This is a genomic window from Pseudomonas sp. G11-1 (genome assembly GCF_024031555.1).
Classification (GTDB): domain Bacteria; phylum Pseudomonadota; class Gammaproteobacteria; order Pseudomonadales; family Pseudomonadaceae; genus Halopseudomonas; species Halopseudomonas bauzanensis.
The window spans coordinates 84,500-109,300 of the sequence record NZ_QEYQ01000002.1; the positions used below are offsets into that span (position 1 = coordinate 84,500).

Annotated in this window: 16 protein-coding genes and 1 pseudogene; 3 read left to right on the top strand and 14 right to left on the bottom strand. The window is 60.7% G+C overall.

Translation table 11 applies throughout. The annotated features are described in order from the left end of the window. Nucleotide 1 precedes the first annotated feature (1 nt). Together DHB74_RS06590 and fabI are read left to right on the top strand one after the other, a co-directional pair. Complete coding sequence (locus DHB74_RS06590) at nt 2-1,627, top strand: ABC transporter ATP-binding protein (protein WP_036992325.1); 1,626 nt, start codon at nt 2-4, stop codon at nt 1,625-1,627. A gap of 26 nt (nt 1,628-1,653) precedes the next feature. Next, nucleotides 1,654-2,454 (top strand): enoyl-ACP reductase FabI, encoded by an 801-nt coding sequence (gene fabI, locus DHB74_RS06595; RefSeq protein WP_036992326.1) that lies wholly within the window; start codon nt 1,654-1,656, stop codon nt 2,452-2,454. A 51-nt stretch (nt 2,455-2,505) separates the two neighbouring features. Here fabI and DHB74_RS06600 read toward each other — a convergent pair. The 11 genes and pseudogenes from DHB74_RS06600 to tig form a co-directional block, all read right to left on the bottom strand. Then, nucleotides 2,506-2,628, bottom strand: a pseudogene (locus DHB74_RS06600) (NAD(P)-dependent alcohol dehydrogenase); the annotation flags it as partial. Between the two features lie 80 nt (nt 2,629-2,708). After that, nucleotides 2,709-4,136, bottom strand: coding sequence for an efflux transporter outer membrane subunit (locus DHB74_RS06605; protein WP_499161049.1), 1,428 nt, complete (start codon nt 4,134-4,136; stop codon nt 2,709-2,711). Beyond that, a complete protein-coding gene (locus DHB74_RS06610; protein ID WP_499161050.1) occupies nt 4,133-7,231 on the bottom strand; it encodes an efflux RND transporter permease subunit in 3,099 nt (1,032 codons plus the stop codon). The genes DHB74_RS06605 and DHB74_RS06610 overlap by 4 nt, the downstream gene beginning before the upstream one ends. Beyond that, entirely contained in the window at nt 7,228-10,320 is a 3,093-nt protein-coding gene (locus DHB74_RS06615) for a multidrug efflux RND transporter permease subunit (RefSeq protein WP_499161051.1), read from the bottom strand. The genes DHB74_RS06610 and DHB74_RS06615 overlap by 4 nt, the downstream gene beginning before the upstream one ends. Nucleotides 10,321-10,370: 50 nt before the next feature. Next, nucleotides 10,371-11,534: an efflux RND transporter periplasmic adaptor subunit gene (locus DHB74_RS06620; RefSeq protein ID WP_499161052.1), complete on the bottom strand. Its 1,164-nt coding sequence runs from the start codon at nt 11,532-11,534 to the stop codon at nt 10,371-10,373. Nucleotides 11,535-11,756: 222 nt separating this feature from the next. After that, nucleotides 11,757-13,640: a SurA N-terminal domain-containing protein gene (locus tag DHB74_RS06625; RefSeq protein WP_051611291.1), complete on the bottom strand. Its 1,884-nt coding sequence runs from the start codon at nt 13,638-13,640 to the stop codon at nt 11,757-11,759. A 225-nt stretch (nt 13,641-13,865) separates the two neighbouring features. After that, nucleotides 13,866-14,138, bottom strand: a complete 273-nt coding sequence (gene hupB, locus DHB74_RS06630) for a nucleoid-associated protein HU-beta (RefSeq protein WP_036992334.1) — start codon at nt 14,136-14,138, stop codon at nt 13,866-13,868. A 211-nt stretch (nt 14,139-14,349) separates the two neighbouring features. After that, complete coding sequence (gene lon, locus DHB74_RS06635; RefSeq protein ID WP_499161053.1) at nt 14,350-16,749, bottom strand: endopeptidase La; 2,400 nt, start codon at nt 16,747-16,749, stop codon at nt 14,350-14,352. A 185-nt stretch (nt 16,750-16,934) separates the two neighbouring features. Next, the gene (gene clpX, locus DHB74_RS06640; RefSeq protein WP_036992337.1) at nt 16,935-18,218 is read right to left on the bottom strand and encodes an ATP-dependent Clp protease ATP-binding subunit ClpX; all 1,284 of its coding nucleotides are present in this window, start codon (nt 18,216-18,218) and stop codon (nt 16,935-16,937) included. 160 nt (nt 18,219-18,378) lie between these two features. Next, complete coding sequence (clpP, locus tag DHB74_RS06645; protein WP_036992338.1) at nt 18,379-19,020, bottom strand: ATP-dependent Clp endopeptidase proteolytic subunit ClpP; 642 nt, start codon at nt 19,018-19,020, stop codon at nt 18,379-18,381. 133 nt (nt 19,021-19,153) lie between these two features. Continuing rightward, nucleotides 19,154-20,497 (bottom strand): trigger factor, encoded by a 1,344-nt coding sequence (gene tig / locus DHB74_RS06650; protein WP_499161054.1) that lies wholly within the window; start codon nt 20,495-20,497, stop codon nt 19,154-19,156. A 366-nt stretch (nt 20,498-20,863) separates the two neighbouring features. Here tig and DHB74_RS06655 point away from each other — a divergent pair, with 366 nt between their 5' ends. Further along, the gene (locus tag DHB74_RS06655) at nt 20,864-22,249 is read left to right on the top strand and encodes an iron-containing redox enzyme family protein (protein ID WP_499161055.1); all 1,386 of its coding nucleotides are present in this window, start codon (nt 20,864-20,866) and stop codon (nt 22,247-22,249) included. A 40-nt stretch (nt 22,250-22,289) separates the two neighbouring features. Here the strand turns inward: DHB74_RS06655 and DHB74_RS06660 are convergent, their stop codons facing one another. The 3 genes from DHB74_RS06660 to DHB74_RS06670 form a co-directional block, all read right to left on the bottom strand. Next, nucleotides 22,290-23,210 carry a c-type cytochrome gene (locus tag DHB74_RS06660; protein WP_499161056.1) on the bottom strand — a complete coding sequence of 307 codons (921 nt, stop codon included), beginning with the start codon at nt 23,208-23,210 and terminating at the stop codon, nt 22,290-22,292. A 10-nt stretch (nt 23,211-23,220) separates the two neighbouring features. Next, nucleotides 23,221-23,853 (bottom strand): c-type cytochrome, encoded by a 633-nt coding sequence (locus DHB74_RS06665; protein ID WP_499161057.1) that lies wholly within the window; start codon nt 23,851-23,853, stop codon nt 23,221-23,223. Nucleotides 23,854-23,995: 142 nt separating this feature from the next. After that, nucleotides 23,996-24,433 carry a YqaA family protein gene (locus tag DHB74_RS06670; protein ID WP_036992343.1) on the bottom strand — a complete coding sequence of 146 codons (438 nt, stop codon included), beginning with the start codon at nt 24,431-24,433 and terminating at the stop codon, nt 23,996-23,998. Nucleotides 24,434-24,801 lie beyond the last annotated feature (368 nt).

Sequence of the window (24,801 nt, forward strand, 5' to 3'; positions counted from 1 at the left end):
CATGACCGAACAGCCATTGATACGGATCGACAATCTCAGCGTGGCCTTTGCCAGCGAGAAGCAGGAAATCCAGGCCGTGCGCGGCGTCAGTTTCGATATCCGCCCGGGTGAAACCCTGGCCCTGGTAGGCGAAAGCGGCTCGGGCAAGTCGGTGACTGCCCATTCCATCCTGCGCTTGCTGCCCTACCCCCAGGCACGGCATCCGAGCGGCCGCGTCCTGTACCAGGACGAAGACCTGCTCAGCGCGCCGGAAAAGCAACTGCGCAAGGTGCGCGGCAACCGCATCTCGATGATCTTCCAGGAGCCGATGAGCTCACTGAACCCGTTGCACACGGTGGAGCGGCAGATCAACGAGGTATTGTTCCTGCACAAGGGGCTGGACAAGCAGGCTGCCCGCGCGCGCACCCTCGAACTGCTTGACCTCGTGGGCATTCCCGATCCGGCCCAACGCCTGAAGAGTTATCCCCACGAGCTCTCCGGCGGCCAGCGCCAGCGGGTAATGATCGCCATGGCGCTGGCCAACGAGCCGGAACTGCTGATCGCCGACGAGCCGACCACCGCACTCGATGTCACGGTGCAGCTGAAGATTCTCGAGTTACTCCAGTCCCTGCAGCAGAAACTGGGCATGGCTCTGTTGCTGATCAGTCACGACTTGAACCTGGTGCGTAAAATAGCCCACCGGGTATGTGTCATGTATCAGGGTCAGGTCGTCGAAGAGAATGATTGTGCGGAACTCTTCACCCGGCCGCAGCATGAATATACCCGGCAGTTGCTGGCTGCAGACCCGTCGGGCGAGCCGGTACCGGCCGATCCGGCGGCGCCGTTGGTGATGCGGGCCGAGCAGCTGCGGGTGTGGTTTCCGATCCGCCAGGGCGTGTTCAAGCGCACCGTGGATCATGTGAAGGCAGTGACCGATGCCAGTTTCAGCCTGCAGCGCGGACAGACCCTGGGTATCGTCGGTGAAAGCGGCTCGGGCAAGACCACGCTGGGCATGGCATTGTTGCGGCTCACTGAAAGCCAAGGGCTGATAGAATGCAACGGCCAGCGGCTGGATGGGCTAGACCAGCGGGCGGTGCGACCGGTACGGCGGCAGTTCCAGGTGGTGTTTCAGGACCCCTTCGGCAGTCTGAGTCCGCGCATGTCGATTGCGCAGATCATCAGCGAGGGATTGGAGATCCACCGTATCGGCACGCCGCAGGAGCGCGAGCAGATGGTGATCCAGGCCATGCAGGAAGTCGGCCTGGACCCGGACGCCCGGCATCGCTATCCCCATGAGTTCTCGGGGGGGCAGCGCCAGCGCATCGCCATCGCTAGGGCGCTGGTGTTGAAGCCGTCGCTGATATTGCTGGATGAACCGACCTCGGCACTGGACCGCACGGTGCAGAGCCAGGTGGTCGAGCTGCTGCGTGAACTGCAGCGCAAGCACAATCTGAGTTATCTGTTCATAAGCCACGACCTGGCGGTGGTCAGGGCCCTCAGTCATCAGCTGATGGTCATACGCCAGGGTGAAATCGTAGAACAGGGACCGGCCGAGCGAATCTTCGCCTCGCCGCAGCATGACTATACCCGTCAGCTGCTGGAGGCGGCCTTCGCCCACCCGGTATCCGATAAGTCGGCCTCGGTTTGAGGCCCTTTGCAAAACAGGAAAAGAACATGGGATTTCTAAGCGGAAAACGCGTACTCATCGTTGGTGTTGCCAGCAAACTGTCCATCGCGTCGGGTATTGCCGCGGCCATGCACCGCGAAGGTGCTGAGCTGGCCTTCACCTACCAGAACGACAAGCTCAAGGGCCGCGTCGAAGGTTTCGCCAGCGACTGGGGTTCCAGTGCGGACATGTGCTTCCCCTGTGACGTGGCCGATGATGCCCAGATCGAGCAGGTGTTCGCTGAGCTGAGCAAGAAATGGCCCGATGGTATCGACTGTATCGTGCACTCGGTGGGCTTTGCCCCTGGTGACCAGCTGGATGGCGACTTCACCGAAGCAACCACCCGCGATGGCTACAAGATTGCCCACGACATCAGCGCCTACAGCTTCATCGCGCTGGCCAAGGGCGGCCGTGAGCTGCTGAAAAAGCGCAACGGCAACCTGCTGACCCTGACCTACCTGGGCGCCGTACGCACCATGCCCAACTACAACGTCATGGGCATGGCCAAAGCCAGCCTGGAAGCCGGCGTGCGCTACCTGGCCAACAGCCTGGGCGAGGACGGCATCCGCGTCAACGCCATCTCCGCTGGCCCGATCCGTACCCTGGCTGCCTCGGGCATCAAGAGCTTCCGCAAGATGCTGGCGTACAACGAAGCCCGCACCCCGCTGCGTCGCAACGTGACCATCGAAGAAGTCGGCAATGCCGGTGCCTTCCTGTGCTCGGACCTGGCCTCCGGCATCTCTGGTGAGATCCTGTACGTGGACGGTGGTTTCAACATCACTGCCATGGGCAGCGTCGACCAGGAATAAGCGGTACTTGCAGCCGCCAGACGGCGGCTGCAAGCGTCTGTAGCGCTCACCCTAGCCCAGGGTGGCGTTATCCCTCACAAAGCGGTACTTCACATCCCCCCGGATCATGCGCTCGTAGGCTTCATTGACCCCATCGGCGCGTACCATCTCGATATCCGACACGATGCCGTACTTCGTCGTCTGAATGGCAGCCTTACAGAAACAAGCGGATTTGATTAGCCGGTGTGGTCTTCATGAATCCTTGAAGTTTTTCATCAATGATTCGGGCCGGTCACCGATTGGATCACCGGATCGTCCAGATCCCAGCCACCGCCGATGATTGCCGCCAGTTGCAGCGTAGCCGCCAATCTCTCCGCATGAATGTCCACCGCCACTCGCCGGGTACTCAGGGTAATGTTCTGCGCCGTGGCCACTTCGAGGAAGGAGACCTGCCCCGCACGATAGCGGTTGGTGATCACCCGTTCGTTTTCCAGGGCCAGTTGCAGCAGTGCATCCTGCTGCTCGGTCTTCTCCGCAAGGATCTGCAGCGTGGCCAGCGCATCTTCCAGTTCCTGCAGACTGTCGAGAACGGTCTGACGGTAGAAAGCCGCCTGTTCATCATAGCGTGCGATAGCGATGTCCCGGGTTGCCGCACGCTGCCCACCATCGAACAGCGTCTGGGCCAGGCTCGGCCCCAATGACCAGACCCTGGCCGGAGCGTCGAACAATCCGCTGAAACTGCCACTCTGCACGCCGCCCCACACATCCAGGGTCAGGTCCGGCAGCCAGGCGGTCTGGGCTACGCCGATCTGCGCGTTGGCTGCGGTGACCAAGCGCTCGGCGGCGATCACATCCGGACGCCGGGCAATCAATACGGCAGGCAGGCTTTGCGGCAAGGCGGGGATGGCCGGCAGGCCTTCACCCTCCTCTTGCAGATCCAGCTCAGCCGGTGCGATGCCCAGCAGGGCGGCCAGGGCATTCTGTTCCCGGGCACGAGCGGCCTGCAGATCATACATCTCGGTACGCAGCGACTGGCGTTGGGTCTCGGCCTGGATCACATCGGCCCGGGAGACGATGCCGGCGTCATACTGGTTGCGCGTCAGGGTCGCGGAGCGGTCATAGGCCACCATGGTCTCGTTGAGAATACCCTGCTGACGATCCAGCGCACGCAAATTGACGTAAGCGCCGGCCGCGGCCATCTGGATGGCAAGCCGGGCCGCGGCCAGGTCGGCGGCGCTGGCCTGCAGGCTGGCCTGATCCGCCTCGATCCCCCGCCGCACCCGCCCCCAGAGGTCCGGGGCCCAGCCGATCTGCAGGCGGGCATCGTATTGCTCGGTAGCGGATCGCCCGGTGTCCCCACTACCGCCGCTACGGCTGCCGCCTACCGTGGCGCCTACCTCGGGGCTCAGACCGCCGCGGGCCAGCCGCCATTGGGCCTCGGCGGCGCGGAAGCGGGCCTCGGCCTGGGCCAGGGTCTGGTTCGCCTGGGTGCTGCGCTCAACCAGCGCCGTCAGGGTGTCATCCTCGAAAGCCAGCCACCAGTTGCCACTGGCCGCCCAGCTTTGCGCCGGCATCGGCTGCCAGCCCTCCTGGTGCCGAATGGTGGCGGTGTCCACGGTCTCGGGCTGAATGTAGTCCGGCCCCACAGTACAGGCAGACAACAGAACGGCAAGCAGGGTTATGGACAGCGGCAGTATTTTCATGGCGATGGATTCATTGAGTCGGCCGGTTGCTCCCGGTGCCGCAGCACGCGCTGGCGCAAGCGCTCCAGGTATAGATAGATGACGGGTGTGGTGTACAGGGTCAGCAATTGGCTGACCGCCAGACCGCCGATAATGGTGATGCCCAGCGGCCGACGCATCTCGGCCCCCTCGCCAAAGCCCAGCACCAGTGGCACAGCGCCGAGCAGGCCGGCGAGGTTGGTCATCAGGATCGGGCGCAGCCGCAGGACGGCAGCACGGCGGATCGCCGCCTGGGGTGGCAGACCGTCACGGCGCTGGGCGTCCAGGGCGAAGTCGATCATCATGATGGCATTCTTCATCACCACGCCGATGAGCAGGAACAGCCCCAGCAGCGCGATCAGGCTGAAATTCGTGCCGCTCAGATTCAGTGCCAGCAGCGCACCGACTCCGGCTGAGGGCAGGGTCGAGAGGATCGTCAGCGGATGCAGGGTGCTTTCGTACAACACTCCCAGCACCAGATAGACCGCCAGCACTACCCACAGCAACAGCCAGGGCTGGTTCAGATTGACGCTGAAATCCGGCCGCCCGGACGAGGCCGGCACCGTATGCACACTGGTCGGCAGCATGATCTCACCGAGCAATCGGTCAATGGCCTGCTCCGCCTCATAGGCCGTTACGCCCGGGGCCAAAGCATAACCGACACCCACCGAGGCAAACTGCCCATCATGCCGTACCCGGTCGCTGGCCATGCCGTAATCCCAGCTGGCGAAAGCGGACAGCGGAACTCGGGTGCCAGCATTGGTGATCACTTCGATCTGAGCCAATACCGCCGGGTCTTCGGTATAGCGCGGGTTGAGTTCCATCACCACCCGATACTGGTTCAGTTCATCGTACAGCGTCGCTACCTGGCGTTGGGAGAAGGAGTTATTGAGAACCGAGGCAATGGTCGCCATGTCAACGCCAAGGCGGCGAGCGGCCTCGCGATCAATATCGAGCATTACCTGGCGAGTCTCTTCACCGCCCGCGGCGTCAACATCCACCAGTTCAGGCAACTCCTGCATGCCTTCGGACACCCGTTGCGACCATATTTTCAGGTCCTCCAGGGAATCGGAGCGCAATACCACTTCGTGTTCGCTGCGGCGAAACGGTGAGCCGAGATAGATATCCTGGTCCACCATAAGGAACATAATGGCACCGGGAATCTGCGGCGGGTTCTGCCGCAGCCGCTCGATCACCTGTTGGGCAGACACGCCCCGCTCTTCCAGGGGTTTGAGATTGATCGACAGTTGGGCATTGGTGGTGCCACTGGCGCCGCCGCTGGTCCCAGTAAGATCCTGCACCGCCGGATCAGCCAAGATGAACTGCCGGTAGGCCTCGATCTTCGGCTGCATGACGCGGAACGAGAAACCGTCATCGCCCCGCACGAAGCCGCGGATCTGGCCGGTATCCTGCTGCGGCAGGGTTTCCTTGGTAATGTTCACATACAGCCAGGCATTGCTGGCGATCACCGCCGCCAGGGCCAACAGGATCAGTACGCCGTGGCGCAACGCCCAATCGAGGGTGTTCTGGTAACCCTCACGCAAATCGCTGAACAGGCTTTCGCTGTACCGCGCCACCACCCCGGGGGTCTGCTCGGCCCGGCTTTTCAACCACAGCGCGCACAGGCTCGGGGTCAGGGTCAGGGACACCAAGAGTGAAATGAGCATGGCCGCGGCCAGGGTAATGGAGAATTCGCGGAACAACCGCTCAACTATTCCACCCATGAACAGAATGGAGACGAATACCACCACCAGCGCCACGTTCATCGCCAACAGGGTAAAGCCCACTTCGCCGGTGCCCTTCAACGCGGCCTGGAACGGCGTCAGGCCATTCTCGATATGCCGCTCGACGTTCTCCAGCACCACGATGGCATCGTCCACCACCAATCCCGCAGCGACGATCAGCGCCATCAATGACAGGTTGTTGAGGGAAAAACCGTAGAAATACATCACCACGAAACTACCGACCAGCGATACCGGCAGCGCCACCGAGGGGATCAGCGCGGTGCGCGCGCTGCCGAGAAACAGCCAGACCACCAGCACCACCAGCAGCGAGGCCAGCACCAGGGTGAACTGGGCCTCGTTGAGCGTGGAGCGGATGACCGGTGAGCGGTCCATCACCACCGCCAATTCACTGTCGGTGGGCATCAGCGCCTGGAGTTGCGGTAGTTGCTCATGGATGGCATCAATGGTGCGCACGATGTTGGCACCGCTCTGGCGGCTGACCATCAGGATCACCGCCGGCCGGTGATTGTGAAAACCGCTGGTGTAGCGGTTTTCCACCGAGTCGGTGACCGTGGCCAGATCGCCCAGCCGCACCACGGCACCGTCCTGATGGCGGATTACCAGCTCCCGATACTGCTCGGCGGTGCGCAGCGAATCGCTGATGCCCACCCGCCAGCGATGCGCGTCATCCTCAACGAAACCCAGCGGATACAAGGCCGTGCTCTGGGTGATGGCGCTACGCACCTCATCCAGGGCGATACCGTTGTGCAGCAGGGCACCCGGGTCCAGCTGCACCCGCACCGCTGGCAGCGAGGCACCGGTAACATTCACCTCCCCCACCCCGCTGATCTGCGCCAGTTTCTGCGCGAGGATGGTGGAGGCCGCATCATAGAGATCGCTGGAGTCCAGATTGGCCGAACTGAGCGCCAACGCCATGATTGGCGCCTGGGATGGGTTGATCTTGCGGTACTCGGGGTTGCCAGGCATACCAGCGGGCAGCTCGCCGCGGACGGTGTTGATGGCGGCCTGCACCTCCCGCGCCGCCTCATCGATATTCCGGTCCAGCTCGAACTGCAACATGATCTGGGTGGAACCCTGGTTGCTGCTGGAGGTAATGGCAACCACCCCGGAAATACTGCCCAGCGCGCGTTCCAGCGGCGTAGCGACGGTGGTGGCCATGCTTTCCGGGCTGGCACCCGGCAGACTGGCACTGACCGTGATCACCGGGAAGTCCACCTCCGGCAGCGGTGCCACCGGCAGCAATCGCCAGGTCAGCAGACCGCAGGCCAGCAAGGCCAGAGCCAGCAGACAGCTGGCGATGGGGCGGCTGATGAACAGACGTGCGGGATTCATCCGCCCTGACTCGCCACGTCCGCACCCGCCGGTTTGCGGCGCCGGCTCAGCCGGTCAAAGAACAGATAGACCACCGGTGTGGTGAACAGGGTGAGCACCTGGCTGACCAGCAAACCACCGACCATTACCAGCCCCAGCGGCTGGCGCAGCTCGGCGCCCGAGCCGCTGGCCAACATCAATGGCACCGCACCGAACAGCGCCGCCAGGGTAGTCATCAGAATCGGCCGGAAACGCAGCATCGCTGCACGGTGAATCGCCTGCCGTGGCGTCATGCCCTGGTTGCGCTGGGCCTCGAGAGCGAAGTCCACCATCATGATGCCGTTCTTCTTCACCAGGCCGATCAACAACACCACCCCGACTACCGCGATCATATCCAGCGCCCGGCCACTGACCAGCAGCGCCAACAGCGCACCGACGGTTGCCGATGGCAGCGTGGACAGAATGGTGATCGGGTGGATGGTGCTCTCATAGAGCACGCCCAGCACGATGTACATGGTCAGCACCGCCGCCAGGATCAACCACAGGGTGTTGGCCAGCGAGGCCTGGAACGCTTCGGCGGCACCCTGGAAGCGGGTTTCGATCTCCGCCGGCAGGCCCAGTTCCTGCTCCACCTGCTGGATCGCCGCTACCGCCTGGCCAAGCGATGAACCCGCGCCCAGATTGAATGACACCGTAGCCACCGGGAATTGTCCCTGATGGTTGACCATCAGCGGCGTGGCCCGCTGGTGCAGCCGCGCCACTGTAGCCAGGGGAGCCTGACCGCCCGAGGCGGTAGGCACGTAGATGCTGCGCAGCGCCTCCGGCCCCTGAGCTAGCGCCGGGTCCATCTCCAGCACCACCCGATACTGGTTGGCCTGGGTGAACAGCGTGGAGATCTGCCGCTGGCCGAAGGCGTTCTGCAGCACCTCGGCGATAGTCGATACACTCACGCCGAGGCGTGCCGCCGCGTCGCGGTCAATTTCCAGGTAGAGTTCCTGGCCGCGCTGCTGCAGGTCGGACGCCACGTCGGCCAGTTCCGGCCGCTGGCCCAAGGCGTCCACCATGCGTGGCACCCACTCACCGAGCGTCTCGCTGTCGAGGCTGGTGAGGGTGAACTGGTACTGGGTGCGGGCCACCCGGTCCTCAATGCTCAGTTCCTGCACCGGCTGGAACCACGCCTGGATACCTTCCACCTCAGCCGCCCGCTGGCGCAGCCGCTCGATGACGGTAAACACCGTTTCGCTGCGTTCACTGTGCGGCGGCAGATTGATGAACATGCGCCCGCTGTTGAGGCTGGTGTTGGTACCATCCACGCCGATGAAGGATGACAGGCTGACCACGCCGGTGCCGTCCAGCAGGGCTGCGGCCAGGGCCTGCTGCCGCTCGCCCATGGCGCCGAAGGAGATATCCTGTGGCGCTTCGGTCACCACCTGGATCACGCCACTGTCCTGCACCGGAAAGAAATCCTTGGGCACCGCAAGGTACAGCAGCGCCGTCAGCGCGACCGTCGCCACCATCACCAACAGCATCAGCGGCTGACGATTCAGTGCCCAGTCCAGCCACTCGCCGTAGCGGCGGATGGTCCGGCTCATCAGCCCCGCCCCCTCAGCCTGCTCATCATGGGTCAGCGGCTCGCGCAGCATGCGCGCGCACATCATCGGCGTCAGAGTCAGGGATACCACCAGCGAGATGGCAATGGCCACCGCCAGGGTCACGGCAAATTCATGGAACAACCGGCCCACCAGATCGCCCATGAACAACAACGGAATCAAGACCGCGATCAGCGACAGGGTCAGCGAGACCAGGGTGAAGCCAATTTCCGCTGCCCCCTTGAGCGCCGCCTCCATTGGCGAAGCACCCTTCTCCCGGTGCCGCGCAACGTTCTCCAGCATGACGATGGCGTCGTCCACCACGAAGCCGGTGGCGATGGTCAGCGCCATCAGCGTCAGGTTATTGATGGAAAAGTCCATCAGGTACATGAAACCGAAGGTGCCGATCAGGGACAACGGCACGGCAATGCTGGGAATGATGGTGGCGGGGATACTGCGCAAGAAGGCGAAGGTCACCAGCACCACCAGGAATATCGCAAACAGCAATTCATGCTGCACATCACGTATCGATGCGCGGATGCTCTGGGTGCGGTCGGTGAGCATGGTCACATCCACCGCTGCGGGCAGGGTTGCCGTCAACTGCGGCAATAGCGCCTGCACCCGATCCGCTACCTCGATGACGTTGGCGCCGGGCTGGCGCTGTACGTTGAGCAGCACCGCCGGCTGGGTATCGGCCCAGGCCGCAAGAAAGCGATCCTCGGCTCCATCGATGATCGTGGCCACGTCACCCAGGCGCAGCGCGGCGCCATCCTGCCAGGCCAGAATCAGCTCGCGGTAGTCCTCAACCGAACGGATCTGGTCGTTGGCATCCAGCATTGTGGTGCGGTGGGGGCCGTCAAAGCTGCCCTTGGGCTGGTTGACGTTGGTGGCGTCGATAGCGACGCGCACATCGTCCAGACTGAGACCGCGGGCGGCCAGCGCCCCGGGATTGGCTTGCACCCGCAGAGCCGGTCGCTGGCCGCCAGCCAGGCTGACCATACCTACCCCTGATAACTGGGCGAGTTTCTGGGCCATGCGGGTATCGACCAGATCATGAATCTGCGGCAACGGCATCGCATCGGAAGTGATGGCCAGGGTAAGAATGGGCGCGTCGGCCGGGTTGACCTTACGGTAGATCGGCGGCGCCGGCAGATCATTGGGCAGTAGGCTGTCAGCGGTATTGATCGCCGCCTGCACCTCCTGCTCCGCCACTCCGAGATCCACTGCCAGACCGAACTGCAAGGTAATCACCGAGGCACCAGCGGAACTGGTAGAAGACATCTGCTCGAGCCCGGGGATCTGTCCCAGATGTCGCTCCAGCGGCGCGGTAATGGTCCGTGCGGTAACCTTGGGCCCCGCACCGGGCTGGAAGGTGAATACCTGAATGATCGGGTAGTCCACCTGGGGCAGCGCCGCGACCGGCAACATCCGCCAGGCTATGATGCCGGTAATCAGAAAGGCCAGCATCAGTAATGAAGTGGCAACCGGGCGCAGGATGAAGGGGCGCGACAGGTTGTTCATCTATCGCGGCCCCCGGCCTGTGGGAGGCGTCAGGGCGATCAGACACCTCATCAGCCAGCAGCCTCGTCGGTAATCACCACTTCGCGGCCATCGCGCAGCCGGTCGAGCCCTTCCAGCACCACCAACTCCTGTTCCTCCAGCCCCTCGGTTACCGCCACCCGACCGTCAGCAGTGGCGCCCAGCTTGACCAGCCGGGTATAGGCCTTGCTTTCTTCTGCATTGATCACGTAGACATAGGTTCCTCTGGAACCGAACTGCACGGCATCCGAGGGGATGGTGATTACCGAAGGCAATGTCTGCAACCGCAGGCGGACATTGACGAACTGGTTGGGGAACAGCTCGTCATCGCCATTCTCGAACAATGCCTTGACCCGCAACGTGCCGGTGGCGATATCGATCTGGTTATCCATGGTATGCAGTTGGCCACGGGCCAGCACCTGCTGTTCGTTGCGGTCCAGCGCCTGCACGGCCAGCGCTTCGCCGCTGCTGGCGGCCCGACGCAGCGCCGGCACATCCGGTTCCGGCACGGTGAACTCCACAGCTATCGGGCGCATCTGGGTGATACTGACCAGCCCCTCGGTGTCGCTGCTGCTCACCAGGTTACCAGCATCTACGCGGCGCAGGCCCAGTTTGCCGGCGATGGGTGCCTCGATCCGGGTCCAGGACAACTGCAGCCGGGCATCCTCGACCTGAGCCGCATTGGCCTTGAGCGTGCCACGCAGCTCCTCTACCAATGCCCGCTGGCTGGTCAGTTGCTGGCGAGCAATGGAATCCTGCTCGTACAGCCCTTCATACAACTCCAGATCCGCCTGGGCGTTGGCCAGTTGCGCCTGATTCTGCTGAGCCAGACCTTCGGCCTGGGCCAACTGGGCCCGATAAGGCGCCGGATCGATCTCGGCCAGCAAGGTGCCCTGCTCCACCTCGGCACCTTCAGTAAACAGCACCCGGGTAAGCTCCCCGTCAACCCGACTGCGCACCGTGACCGCATTGAGGGGGGTAACGGTGCCGATGGATCTGATCTGCACATCGAGGCTGCCGCGCTGCACAGGGACAACCCGCACCGGAGTCGGCTGGTTCCACGCGCTGCGCTGGGGTAAGGGTGCCGAGGGTGGGTTCCTGGCCAGCAGGTAGCCAATTCCGATCAGTATCAACAGCAATATCAGGATGCCGATCAGGCGCTTGTGACGAACGGACAATGACGGAGAATCGGTCATGGAAAAGCACAAACCCAGGATGAGAGGAAACGGAGGCCCAGCGCCGCAATAGCGACAAGTCAATAATGGCGGGCAAGCGGAGCAGCGGCAACAGTAAATGATCGATATGCCACCTGCAAACGATTCTATTTATCAAAATAAGACCAACAATCACGCCCACGGCCACAAAAAAACCGCATGCCCAGGGACATGCGGTTTCTTATCGAGCAGCATCACTGCGAATCAGAAACGCTCGATATCAGCCTGGTCCTGCAGCTGTTGCTGGACGCCAGCGAAGTCCTGCTCACCGGTCTGGCCAGCGATGTAGTCGCCATACATGGGCGAATCGGCTTCAGCCAGCGCTTCCTCGGGGATCGAGACACCACGCAGTTCGACGATCCACTGGCTGCCGTCAGGCTGACGGAAGTGTGCATACTCCGGTGTAGAGCCGGGTTTCGACATAGTGAAGACGTTACGCAGCAGCGCCTGAGTAACATCCCGATCGGAACGGCTTATGGCTTCATGCACCTGCCACTCATTACCCAGCTCAGCGGCCAGCGCCTGGGTGTCCAGCTCGCCCTGCTCCAGTTGCGTCACCCACTGCTCTGCTCGTTCAGCCGCCAGCTCGCTGGCTTTGCGGAACTGCAGCAGGTCAGCGATCTCGGCACGCACCTCGTCCAGCGGCCGCTGCTCCGGCTTCAGGTGTTCCTTGACCCGTACCACCGCCACAGTATCAGCATCCAGCTCGATCAATTGGCTATTACGCCGATCAACCAGCACGTCTTCGGCAAAGGCCGCAGCCATGATCCTGGGATTAGCGGTCAGGCCTTCCCCACCGGAGCGCTCCAGCGGGCCGTGGGTTTCGACTTCCACGTTCAGTATCCGCGCCGGCTCGGCCAGGTCTTCGGATTCATAGGCCAGATTCGCCAGCTCCCGCGAAGCCTCGACAAAGCGACGCTCTACCTGCTCGGCCTTGAGCTCCTGCTCCAGCGTCGGACGCATGGACTCCAGCGAAGGTACTTCCGGCGATTGCAGGTCGGTCAGCTTGACCAGATGCACACCGAAACGGCTGCGCACCGGCTCGGATACCTGGTTTTCCTCCAGGGCGAACAGCGCATCGTCGAAGGCTGGATCGAAACTGCCATGTTCGACATAGCCCATATCGCCGCCATTGTTCGACGTACCGGGATCGTCCGATACTTCCTTGGCCAGCGCCGCAAAGTCTTCACCCGCATCGAGCCGCGCCTTGACCGCCGCAGCCTCTTCCAGAACAGCCGCCTCATCGTCGCTTACTTCGAAGAGGATATGCGAAGCGCGACGCTGCTCGGTCAGGTTGCCAACCTCGCGCTGGTACAGGGATTCCAGGGCAGCTTCATCCACCTCGGCGCCCTCGAAGAAGTCGCTGCGCGAGAGTGTCAGGGTTTCCAACACCACTTGTTCCTCAGTGAGGAAATCAGCCTGATTGTCGTTGTAGTACTGCTCCACCTCCGCATCGCTCACCTCGACGCTGGCAGCGTCGGTGTCCAGTTCGATCACCGCAAAGTCACGGCTCTGGTTTTCCAGCCGGGCAAGCATCTGCCGCTCAGCTGGTGTGGCGAAGGATGTGGCCTGATAGGCATTACGCAGCTGCGCGAGCATCAGCTCCTGGCGTACCAGATCGCGGAACGCCATGCGCGAGCTCATACCCATGTTGCGGATCACCACATCGAACCGGTTGGCATCGAATTGGCCATTGGTTTGAAAATCCGGCGTGTTCAACAACATGTGGTCAACCATCTGCTCGGAGATGCGCAGATTCGCATCCTGGGCGCCCTCCAGCAGAACGGCACGCTGGATCAGCCCTTCCAGCACCGATTCACGCAACAGTCGCTCGTCAATCATGTCCGGATCGAACTGTTCGCCCAGTTGCTGCAATTGCTGGGTCAGTTGGCGACGCTGCAGAGAAACAGCCTGTTCGAACTCTGCCGTGCTGATGACGGTGCCGTTGACCTCGGCTGCCTTCTGGTCGTTGCTGGTGAAACGGCTGATGGATTCCCAGCCGGTCATCGCGAAAACCAAAACAATGACGCCTACGATCACTTTCGCGACCCAGCTCTGCGCCTTGTCCCTCATGTTTTGCAGCATCATGCCCCCAAATCTGCTTGTCGGTCGTCTGTGGTATCAGACGACAGAACTGGCGGCCCCGCGGAGCTGCCAGCTCGTCCATATTCTGTACAACAAAAAAAGGCGCACCGGATTGATGCGCCTTTTCGGGAACTGACTGAACCTCTGTGTCTTTCCTGCTGACCAGGAGTCCGAAAGCATGCCGCAACAGGTGTTATGGCGGCATGTCCTGTCAGTTGCGGGACGCTATCAGTTGACGGCGTCCTTGAGTGCTTTACCAGCCTTGAAGCCGGGAATCTTGGCAGCGCTGATTTCAATCGGCTCGCCAGTTTGCGGGTTGCGACCAGTACGGGCAGCGCGCTCTTTGACGGCAAAGGTACCAAAGCCTACCAGAACAACCGAATCACCTTCCTTCAGAGCACCAGTAACGGACTCGATGACGGCGTCCAGAGCACGACCGGCGGCAGCTTTCGGAATATCGGCAGATGCAGCAATGGCATCGATCAATTCAGACTTGTTCACTCTAAGTCCCCTTATACATTTCAGTGAGTTGTTTAGTCGTTATGTAAGCTTGTGGTTCTAGCAACGCTGTAGCCAGTCAGCATACCTGCTTGGGTCGAAGCACGCTTTATATCAAGCGCTCAAAAACCGTGTCAAGGAATGCTTGCCGTTTCGCCAGCATGGCTGATGGGCCAAGCTTCATCGCCTGGACCCAATGCCGGCTAGCTTAACATCAATGAGTGCTGATGCGCCCTTTCGCGTCAGCATTATGAGGCTCTTCCTTGGCGACGATTCCATCCCCTTCTTCCTTCAAGGGCTCCGGCATGTATTGCAGCGCAATCTGCAGCACCTCGTCAATCCATTTTACCGGGATAACCTCAATATCCTCCTTGATATTGTCGGGAATCTCCCTCAGGTCCTTGATATTGTCATGGGGAATCACCACCGTGCGAATGCCGCCACGGTGCGCCGCCAGTAATTTCTCCTTCAGGCCACCGATCGGCAGAACCTGCCCGCGCAGGGTAATCTCACCGGTCATGGCGACATCGGCACGCACCGGAATTCTGCTCAGCGCTGAAACCAGTGCGGTACACATACCGATACCGGCACTGGGGCCATCCTTTGGTGTAGCACCCTCGGGAACGTGGATATGCACGTCGTGCTTCTCGTGGAAGTCGGCACCGATGCCCAGGCTCGCGGCACGGCTGCGTACGACCGTCATCGCCGCGCTGATGGACTCCTGCATCACATCACCCAGCGAACCGGTCTTGATCTGGCGCCCCTTGCCCGGCATGACCGCCGCTTCGATGCTCAGCAGCTCGCCGCCGACCTGGGTCCAGGCCAGCCCGGTCACCTGGCCGATCTGATCCGCCTCCTCGGCCAGGCCGTACTTGAACTTGTGCACGCCCAGGTGCTGCTCCAGCAGCGCGCCATCGACAGTGACGGCCGCCTGGGTGCCCTTCTCCGTCTGCTCACGCACCACCTTGCGGCAGACTTTGGCAATCTGGCGCTCCAGGCCACGCACACCGGCTTCGCGAGTGTAATAGCGGATCAGATCCCGTAGCGATTCGGTGGTGAAGGTCAGTTCGTCTTTCTTCAGACCATTGTTCTTGATCTGCTTGGACACCAGATAGCGCTGGGCGATATTGATCTTCTCGTCCTCGGTATAACCCGGGATGCGGATCACTTCCATGCGGTCGAGCAGCGGCGCCGGGATATTCATCGAGTTGGAGGTACAGATGAACATGACGTCGGACAGGTCGTAGTCCACTTCCAGATAGTGATCACTGAAGGCGTGGTTCTGTTCCGGGTCCAGCACTTCAAGCAGCGCCGACGAAGGATCGCCGCGCATGTCCTGCCCCATCTTGTCGATTTCATCGAGCAGGAACAGCGGGTTCTTCACCCCCGCCTTGCTCATCTTCTGGATCAGCTTGCCCGGCATCGAGCCAATGTAGGTGCGGCGATGGCCACGGATCTCTGCCTCATCACGCACGCCGCCCAGGGCCATACGTACGAACTTGCGGTTGGTCGCCCGCGCCAGTGATTCACCCAGGGAGGTCTTGCCCACGCCGGGCGGCCCTACCAGGCAGAGCACCGGCCCTTTAAGCTTGCGCACGCGCTTCTGCACGGCCAGATACTCAAGAATCCGTTCCTTGACCTCTTCCAGGCCGTAATGATCGCTTTCCAGGACCTTCTCAGCGTGCTGGAGATCGTGGCGCACGCGGCTGGACTTGGTCCACGGCACGTTACTCAGCCATTCGATATAGGAGCGCACCACAGTGGCCTCGGCGGACATTGGCGACATCATCTTCAGCTTGCCCAGCTCGGCGTTGGCCTTGTCCAGCGCTTCCTTGCTCATGCTTGAGGCGTCGATCTTGCGCTGCAACTCATCCAGCTCGCTGCTGCCCTCGTCGAGACCGCCCATTTCCTTCTGGATGGCCTTCATCTGCTCGTTCAGGTAGTACTCGCGCTGGCTGCGCTCCATCTGCTTCTTGACCCGCCCACGGATACGCTTCTCGACCTGTAGCAGATCGATCTCGGTATCCAGTACGCCCAGCACGTGCTCCACGCGCTGGCGCACCGCGAGAATTTCCAGAATCGCCTGCTTCTGCTCGACCTTGAGGTTGAGCTGCGCTGCCATGGTGTCGACCAGCCGCCGCGGGTCGTCAATGCCGGCCAGCGAGCTGACCGCTTCGGCGGGAATCTTCTTGCCGAGATTGACGAACTGCTCGAACTGGCTCATCAGACTGCGGACCAGTACCTGCGCCTCACGCTCGTCGAGCACATCCTCTTCGAGCAGCGTCACACTGGCCAGTTGGTAGCCTTCCAGGTCCTCGACATGCTCAACCCGGGCGCGCTGTTCACCTTCCACCAGCACCTTGACGGTGCCGTCGGGCAGTTTCAGCAGCTGCAGTATGGTGGCGACAGTGCCGAGCTCATACAGAGCGTCGCGGGTCGGATCGTCATCGGCCGGGTTGCGCTGAGCCAACAGCAGAACCTGCTTGTCGGCGACCATGGCCGCTTCCAGGGCCTCGATGGATTTATCGCGGCCCACGAACAGCGGAATGACCATGTTGGGGTACACCACCACGTCACGCAGTGGCAATAACGGAAAATCGCTGAGAGTCGTCATGACTTAGGCTCGCTCGCAGTGGGGTGAAGCCACAGGCCTGCACCCGGATTTGAAAATGTCCATGGGTTCAAGATGAGGGCGCATGGAGCAGATTACAAGATGCAATCACGCCCAAAATCGGGTGGATGCGTATCAATGGACTACGGAAGGGAGCCGCGCCGCCAGAACGGCGGCGCGGGAATCACTCAGTCTTCGGGCATGGCCTTGGGCGGCTGCTCAGCAGACTCGTACATCAACAGCGGTTTGGCATTGCCGTTGATGACATTTTCGTCGATGACCACCTTGCTCACGTGCTCGGCCGACGGGATCTCGTACATGGTATCCAGCAGCACGCTTTCCAGGATCGAGCGCAGGCCACGGGCGCCGGTCTTGCGCGTCAAGGCCCGTTGCGCGATCGCCTTGAGCGCGTCGGTACGGAACTCGAGCTCCACGTCTTCCATTTCGAACAGCCGACCGTACTGTTTGGTCAGCGAGTTCTTCGGTTCCGTGAGGATCTGGATCAGCGCGTCCTCATCCAGCTCGGTCAGGGTTGCGATCACCGGCAGACGGCCGACAAACTCGGGAATCAGGCCGAAACGCACCAGATCCTCCGGCTCGACTTCCAGCAGGGTGTCACCCACCTTCTTGCCGCCATCCTTGCTGCGTACGCTGGCATTGAAGCCGATGCCGCTCTTCTCCGAGCGGTCCCGGATAACCTTCTCCAGACCGGCAAAGGCACCGCCGCAGATGAACAGGATATTGCGCGTATCAACCTGCAGGAATTCCTGCTGCGGATGCTTGCGGCCACCCTGCGGCGGCACCGACGCGACGGTGCCCTCGATCAGCTTGAGCAATGCCTGCTGCACACCCTCACCCGATACATCCCGAGTGATCGACGGGTTGTCCGATTTGCGGGAGATCTTGTCGATCTCGTCGATGTAGACGATACCCATCTGGGCTTTTTCCACATCGTAATCGCACTTCTGCAACAGCTTCTGAATGATGTTCTCGACATCCTCACCAACATAACCGGCTTCGGTCAGCGTCGTTGCGTCGGCAATGGTGAAGGGCACATTCAGCAGGCGCGCCAGGGTTTCAGCCAGCAGGGTCTTGCCGGAACCGGTGGGGCCGATGACCAGGATGTTGCTCTTGCCCAGTTCGACTTCATCCTTGCCGTCACGCTGATGCAGTCGCTTGTAATGGTTGTATACCGCAACCGACAGTACTTTCTTGGCCTGTTGCTGGCCGATCACGTACTGATCGAGGATGCCGCAGATTTCCATGGGCGATGGCAGCTTCTGTTCGCCGCTGTCGCTCTGGCTTTCCTGCACTTCTTCCCGAATGATGTCGTTACACAGATCGACACACTCGTCACAAATAAATACGGAGGGGCCGGCAATCAGCTTGCGCACTTCATGCTGGCTTTTGCCACAGAAGGAGCAATACAGCAGCTTGCCGTTGTCATCACCCTTCCCAGTCATATCTGTCATCTAAAACCCCTGCTTGCAGATCACTCTTGTAACAAAGATGGGGGCTGCCACGCCTCTTTGCAAGTGCAATCCGATCACCCGCACCGGCACGCCGGTCAGGCAGGCTGAACATGGAAAGGCCCGGACGTATTGCCCGGGCCGTTAAACGGTGCGTCAGCCGTTACTCGGCAACCGGACGGCTTTCCAGCATCTGGTCGATCAGACCATATTCCACCGCCTCGGCGGCGCTCATGAAGCGGTCACGATCGGTGTCGCGGGCAATCACATCCAGCGGCTGGCCGGTATGATGGGCCAGCACCTTGTTCAGGCGTTCGCGGATATAGAGGATCTCACGGGCATGGATTTCGATATCCGATGCCTGCCCCTGGAAGCCACCGAGCGGCTGGTGGATCATTACCCGCGAATGGGGCAGCGCAAACCGCTTGCCTTCGGCACCGCCGGCCAGCAGGAAGGCACCCATGCTGCAGGCCTGACCGATGCACAGCGTGCTGACGTTCGGCTTGATGAACTGCATGGTGTCATAGATCGCCATGCCCGCCGTCACCGATCCGCCCGGCGAGTTGATGTACAGGTGAATGTCCTTGTCGGGGTTTTCCGACTCGAGAAACAGCAGCTGAGCCACCACCAGGTTGGCCATGTAGTCTTCGACCTGACCGACCAGGAAGATCACCCGCTCCTTGAGCAGACGCGAATAGATGTCGTAGGAACGTTCACCCCGTGCCGACTGCTCGACAACCATGGGCACCAGACCGCCAGCGGCCTGAATTTCCGGCGGTAAACCGGTATAGCTGTTATGAATCATGCTCTGGTGTCACTCCGATTTAGCCTGTCGCGTAAAACCCCGAGCCCATGCCGCAGCCGTTTTCGGGGTTTCCATAAGCATTGAGCCAGCCCGAAGGCTGGCTCAGTGTGCTGCGCAAGATCAATGACGAAAATTATTCGTCAGAGCTGCTTTCCGCTTCGTCGTCTTCAACCTGATCAGGCTGAGCCGGCTTGACGGCATCTTCGTAGGCAACCTGCTTGTCGGTCACCTTGGCCTTCTGCAACACAGTATCCACGACTTGCTCTTCCAGCACAACAGACTGGATTTCGGCAAGCTGCTGCTCGTTCTGCATGTACCAGCTCACCACCTGCTCCGGCTCCTGATAGGCGGAGGCCAGGTCTTCAACCATGGCACGCACGCGATCGCTGTCCGGCTTGATGTCGTTCTGCTTGACGATTTCAGCAACGATCAGACCGAGGGATACACGGCGCTTGGCCTGTTCTTCGAACAGTTCTGCCGGCAGCTGGCTCGGGTCGATATTGGCACCACCGAACTGCTGAACAGCCTGCTCGCGCAGACGATCGATCTCGCTGCTGATCAGCGCCTTGGGCACGTCGATTTCGTTGGTCTTCAGCAGACCGTCCATGACCTGATTCTTGGTCTTGGTCTTGATCGCCTGGCGCAGCTCGCGCTCCATGTTCTTGCGCACTTCGGTGCGGAAGCCTTCGATACCGCCTTCTTCAACGCCGAAACGGGCGAAGAACTCGTCATTCAGCTCGGGCAGCTCGGCAGCAGCCACTTCGTGGACGACGATTTCGAACTCGGCAGCCTTGTTGGCCAGATCCAGGTTCTGGTAGTCCTCAGGGAAGGTGACGCTGATAGTGCGAGTCTCGCCAGCCTTGGCGCCGACCAGGCCGTCTTCGAAGCCCGGGATCATGCGGCCGGAGCCCAGTACCAGCTTGGTGTTGCTGGCGGTACCGCCCTGGAAGGCTTCACCATCGATGCGACCAGTGAAATCGATGGTCAGTTGGTCGCCGTCTTCGGCAGCGCGTTCCACAGCGGCGTAGCCGGTGTGCTGCTTGCGCAGGATTTCCAGCATGTTTTCCAGATCGGCGTCGGTCACTTCGGAATCGATGCGCTCGACTTCGATGTCGGCGAAATCGCCCAGAGTCACTTCGGGGTATACCTCGAAGGTGGCGATGTATTCGAAGTCCTTGCCTTCGTCCAGCGACTTGGGCTCAACGCTCGGCGCGCCGGCGGGGTTCAGTTTTTCCTGAACGATGGCTTCATAAAAGGAAGACTGAATCACTTCACCGATGACTTCCTGACGTGCAGATGCACCAAAGCGCTTGCGAATCACGCTCATCGGCACCTTGCCCGGACGGAAACCATCAACACGTGCACGGCCAGCGGTCTGCTGCAGGCGCTTGTTGACTTCGTTTTCGATGCGCTCGGCAGGGATGCCAACAGTCATGCGGCGCTCAAGGCCGGAGATGGTTTCAACCGAAACTTGCATGTAGAGTCCTCGTTGAACAGACAATGATGAATGAATAAAAGGCGGACATTCTAGTCGCTTGTGCAACAGAAGTCATCCTTGCCGGCGCGCTCTTCTTTCCCTTCCTCCGCAAACGGCTGGGTGGCGCGCGGCCTGACCGGGCAGCATACGCCGCCACCGGGCAATCGACCACCTGTCGGGTCACAAAATTATCATCTGGTTCCCGGTTTCGTTACCACTCACCCGAAACCTCAGCCTTTCATTGAATTTTTTCAGCCGCAACCGCTCGATATCTATAACTATTCGACGCAGCCGCAGGCGGAGATATATGCCGGCTCGATTCACGGCATGTCATCTCGCCCGTCTGGCCCTGAACAGGATAAAGGCATGCCAACGTTGAGCACCCCCACCCCATCACAAGCAGTCGCAACGCATTTATCCCTATCGAGCCCCATCGAACTCTATCGGGGACTGCAGCAGACCCCGGAGCAGTATCTGGCTGTCGCGCGCAACTTTCTGCAGGAACAATTGAAAAAGGCAGCGAAACTGAAATGCGACCTGCCCGATTCGCCCGAGGATCTCCATCAATGGGTCATTGATGGCAATGCCCGGACCACCCAGGCCTACAGGCAGTATCTGGACACCCGCAAACAGGGCCAACCCCGGCGCTATTTTGCCAACCGCTCCCAGGCACTGTTCTTCCTTCGTGGGGTCGCACCAACCAAACTGGTGGACGGTTCCTGGCTGTACGGTGTTCTGCCCCAATGGCAGGACCTGCGCCTGCACGCCCTGGTACGCACTTACCTGGAGGAACTCGGCGAAGGCGAGCCCGAACAAAACCATGTTGTGCTGTACAAGCAACTGCTGGCACAGCATGAGCTGGAAGACATCGAATCGCTACCAGCCAGCCATTTCGTCCAGGGCGCCCAACAACTGGCACTGGGGCATCTGGCGCAGGACTTCTTGCCGGAACTGATTGGCTATAACCTGGGATACGAGCAACTGCCGCTGCACCTGCTGATTACCACCTATGAGCTCAACGAGCTGGGAATCGACCCCTATTACTTCCAGCTGCACGTCACCATCGACAACGCCGACACCGGCCATGCACACAAGGCGGCGAGCGCCGTTTTGGACAACCTGCCGGTAACTGGCGATGCGCAGATGTTTTACCGACGGGTTCGGCTCGGCTACCTGCTGAATGACCTGGCCCTGTCGTCGACCGAGGTCATCAACAGCTTCTGCCTGGAACAGGAGCTATACCGAGTGCTTGAACAGAAGGCCCTGGTCGCGCGCAACATGCACTCGGACTTCTGTCGGATAGAAGGCCGCACCATCAATGAATGGCTGAGTCAGCAAGGACAGATCGGAGATTTCCTCGCTGCCCTGGAAAAGCGGGGCTGGATTCAGCGCGACGAAGACCCGGCGCAGAGCCGTTTCTGGCAACTGGTGCAAGGCAATCGCGCACCCATGTTCGGCGTATTCAGCCACTACGAGCTGCAGCTGCTGCATGATTGGATTGCTGGGGAATGGCTGATCAATGATCAGCCCAATCGGCCGAAAAAGTTTGTCCAGCCCGCCCGCAATCAGAGCCCGGATAACAGAGCAAGGGCCGGCGATTTCAGTGCCGAGCAACAAATACTGGAAAAGGAATTGCGAACGCTGGATGGTGCGTCGAGAACCCGTCGCCTGATTCAGTTGATGTCGCCGGCTCATCACTACAAGCCAGCCGGATTGCTCGCAACCCGGCTATTCAACCAACTTCAGGCCTGACTCCATTGCTCACTGGCCGAGTGGTCAGCGAGCATCAGGATCAGTCAGCCCCCTGCCCCAGCACCACGCCGTTGACCTCGACACCATAGAGGTTGACGCCGTCATTTGCGTGGTATTTCTTGCGGGTTTCCTCAACCGAACCATCAATCAAGCGCGGATCTTGCGGCCGCTCATGGCTGTTCATGAACGCGGCGACATTCCATGCCTGTTCGTCGGTGAGCGATCCACCCTTGCCCAGCGGCATGCTTTCCTTGATGAAGTCGGCTGCGGTATTGATTCGATGCATGCCGGCGCCCCAGTTGAAGGACTCCTTCCCCCACAGGGGCGGAAAGACAAAATCCTCTCCTGACTTCTGCCCCTGGCCTTCATCACCGTGACAGATGGCACACTGCTCCTCATATACCTGCCGCCCCTGCGCGAGATCGTACCCACCCTCAGGCTCCTGCACCTTGGGGTAAGCACGCCCCGGTTGCACTTCACCGGTAGGCGCACCGGTAGACAGCCAGTAGGAATAGGCTGACAGGGCATTCATGATATGACTGTCAGCGGCCGGAGCCGTACCGTCCATGCTGAACTGGAAGCAACCCTGCATGCGCTCCACATAGGTATTGACCTTGTCGTTCTTCGAACGGTAGGCCGGGTACATGGGATAAGCGCCCCACAACGGAGCTGAATTGGCCTTGCGCCCCTGGTCGAGATGGCAGTTGGTGCAGTTCATACCGTTGCCAACATGCTCCGGTGCGCGATTGCGGGTGTCCACAAAGATCGCCCGTCCTTCGCGCACCAACGCCCCAAACGCATTATCCGGCAGCTCGCTTTCGAGCGGCGGCTGAAAATAATCCGCGCCGGCGGGCGGCTGGACTGATGGTGCCAGTTGCGACTGATCATCCATGGCAACGGGAGCTTGAGCGGCAACAGGCAGTGCAATCAGGGTCGCGGCAATGGCCAGATAGATTTTCATATTCGCTTCCTCACTGACCCAGGCCGGAAAAATAATCGGATACCGCCTTGACCTCATCATCGGTCAGGCTTTTGGCTATATGACCCATCAGGTCATTGGGATCATTCGTCCGGGTGCCCTTTTTCCAGGCTATCAGCTGCGAGCTCAAATAGGCCGAAGACTGTCCAGCCAAGGGCGGAAATGCCGCACCTACGCCCACACCGCCCGGACCATGACAGGCCACACATTCCGGAATGTTGCGCTCCCAGGCTCCTCGCAGCGCCAACCGCTCGCCCACCGAAGCGGCCTCCGCACTGCGATTGATCCGCGGGTAGTCGGGGGTCGTCATCTGCCCTATATAGAGGGAAACGCTCTGCATTTCTCCCTCCGTCAGTGCACTGGCTATTGGCAACATGACCGGGTGGGCCCGCGAGCCAGACTGAAAATCCAGCAACTGCTTCTTCATGTACTCGGCCGACAGGCCCGCCAGCCGCGGAAAACCCGCCGCCGCCATGCCCATCCCATCAGCCCCATGACAAGTGAGACAGGCAAGCGCAGCCGGATTCGCGCCGCCCTTGGTGTATACATCCGCACCGGGGTCCGCCTGCACTGATGCCACCCATATACAGGCCAACAGGCCGGCCGCGAGATTACGCTTTTTCATGCTCCCTACTCCCAAGAAAACCAAACGGTACCGCACCCATCAGGCTCGAACCGTTAATAACATTAGGAAAGACAAGGATATTACGCCGGCCGCGGCAGATTGTCACGGAAAGGAATATGCTTATTCCAGCAAGGAATAAGGCTTATCCGAACCAGGCAGTACCTGCGACCAGTATAAGATAACGCCCGCCCTTGGCCAGGGTGACCAACAGCAGGAAACGCCAGAACGGCTCACGCATGACACCGGCAGCCAACGTAAGAGGGTCGCCGATCAATGGCGCCCAACTGAGAAGCAGCGACCAGTATCCGTAGCGCTGATAGGCGGATTGCGCCTTGTGCAGCTTGTCGGCCGACACCGGAAACCAGCGCCTGTCTTGCCAGCGCTCGATATAGCGCCCAAGCAGCCAATTCACCACCGAACCCAATACATTGCCAACGGTGGCGACCAGCAATAGCAATCCCAGCGAATGATTACCCGCCAACTGCAATGCAACGAGCACCACTTCCGACTGCATCGGTAAAAAGGTCGCCGCGACGAAGGCAGCAAAGAATAGGCCCAGATAGCCCGACATCTCCCACATATCACTCTCTTCACAGGGCATAGCTGGCGCAGCTTCGCAACGCTACCGGCAACGCATGATTATTTGGTTACGCCGACAGTATAGGTGCAACCACTACTCAGCCGCGCGCCATACTTGCCCGATAGGCTGCTGGCGGAAGCTAGCAAGATACCCGGATAAATATGACGGAGCAGTGGTCAATAAATTATCGTCATAACACTCATGGTGCACAGATGACCAAGAAAGGAATATTTGAATGCGCATCCCAATGGCTTGCCGACAAAGCCGGCAGCGCCCCGGCCTTTACGCTCGCCATTGCCGGCATAGCCGTATGGGCGGCCAGCGGTCCCCTGTGAGGCTTTAACGACACCTGGCAACTGATCATCAAT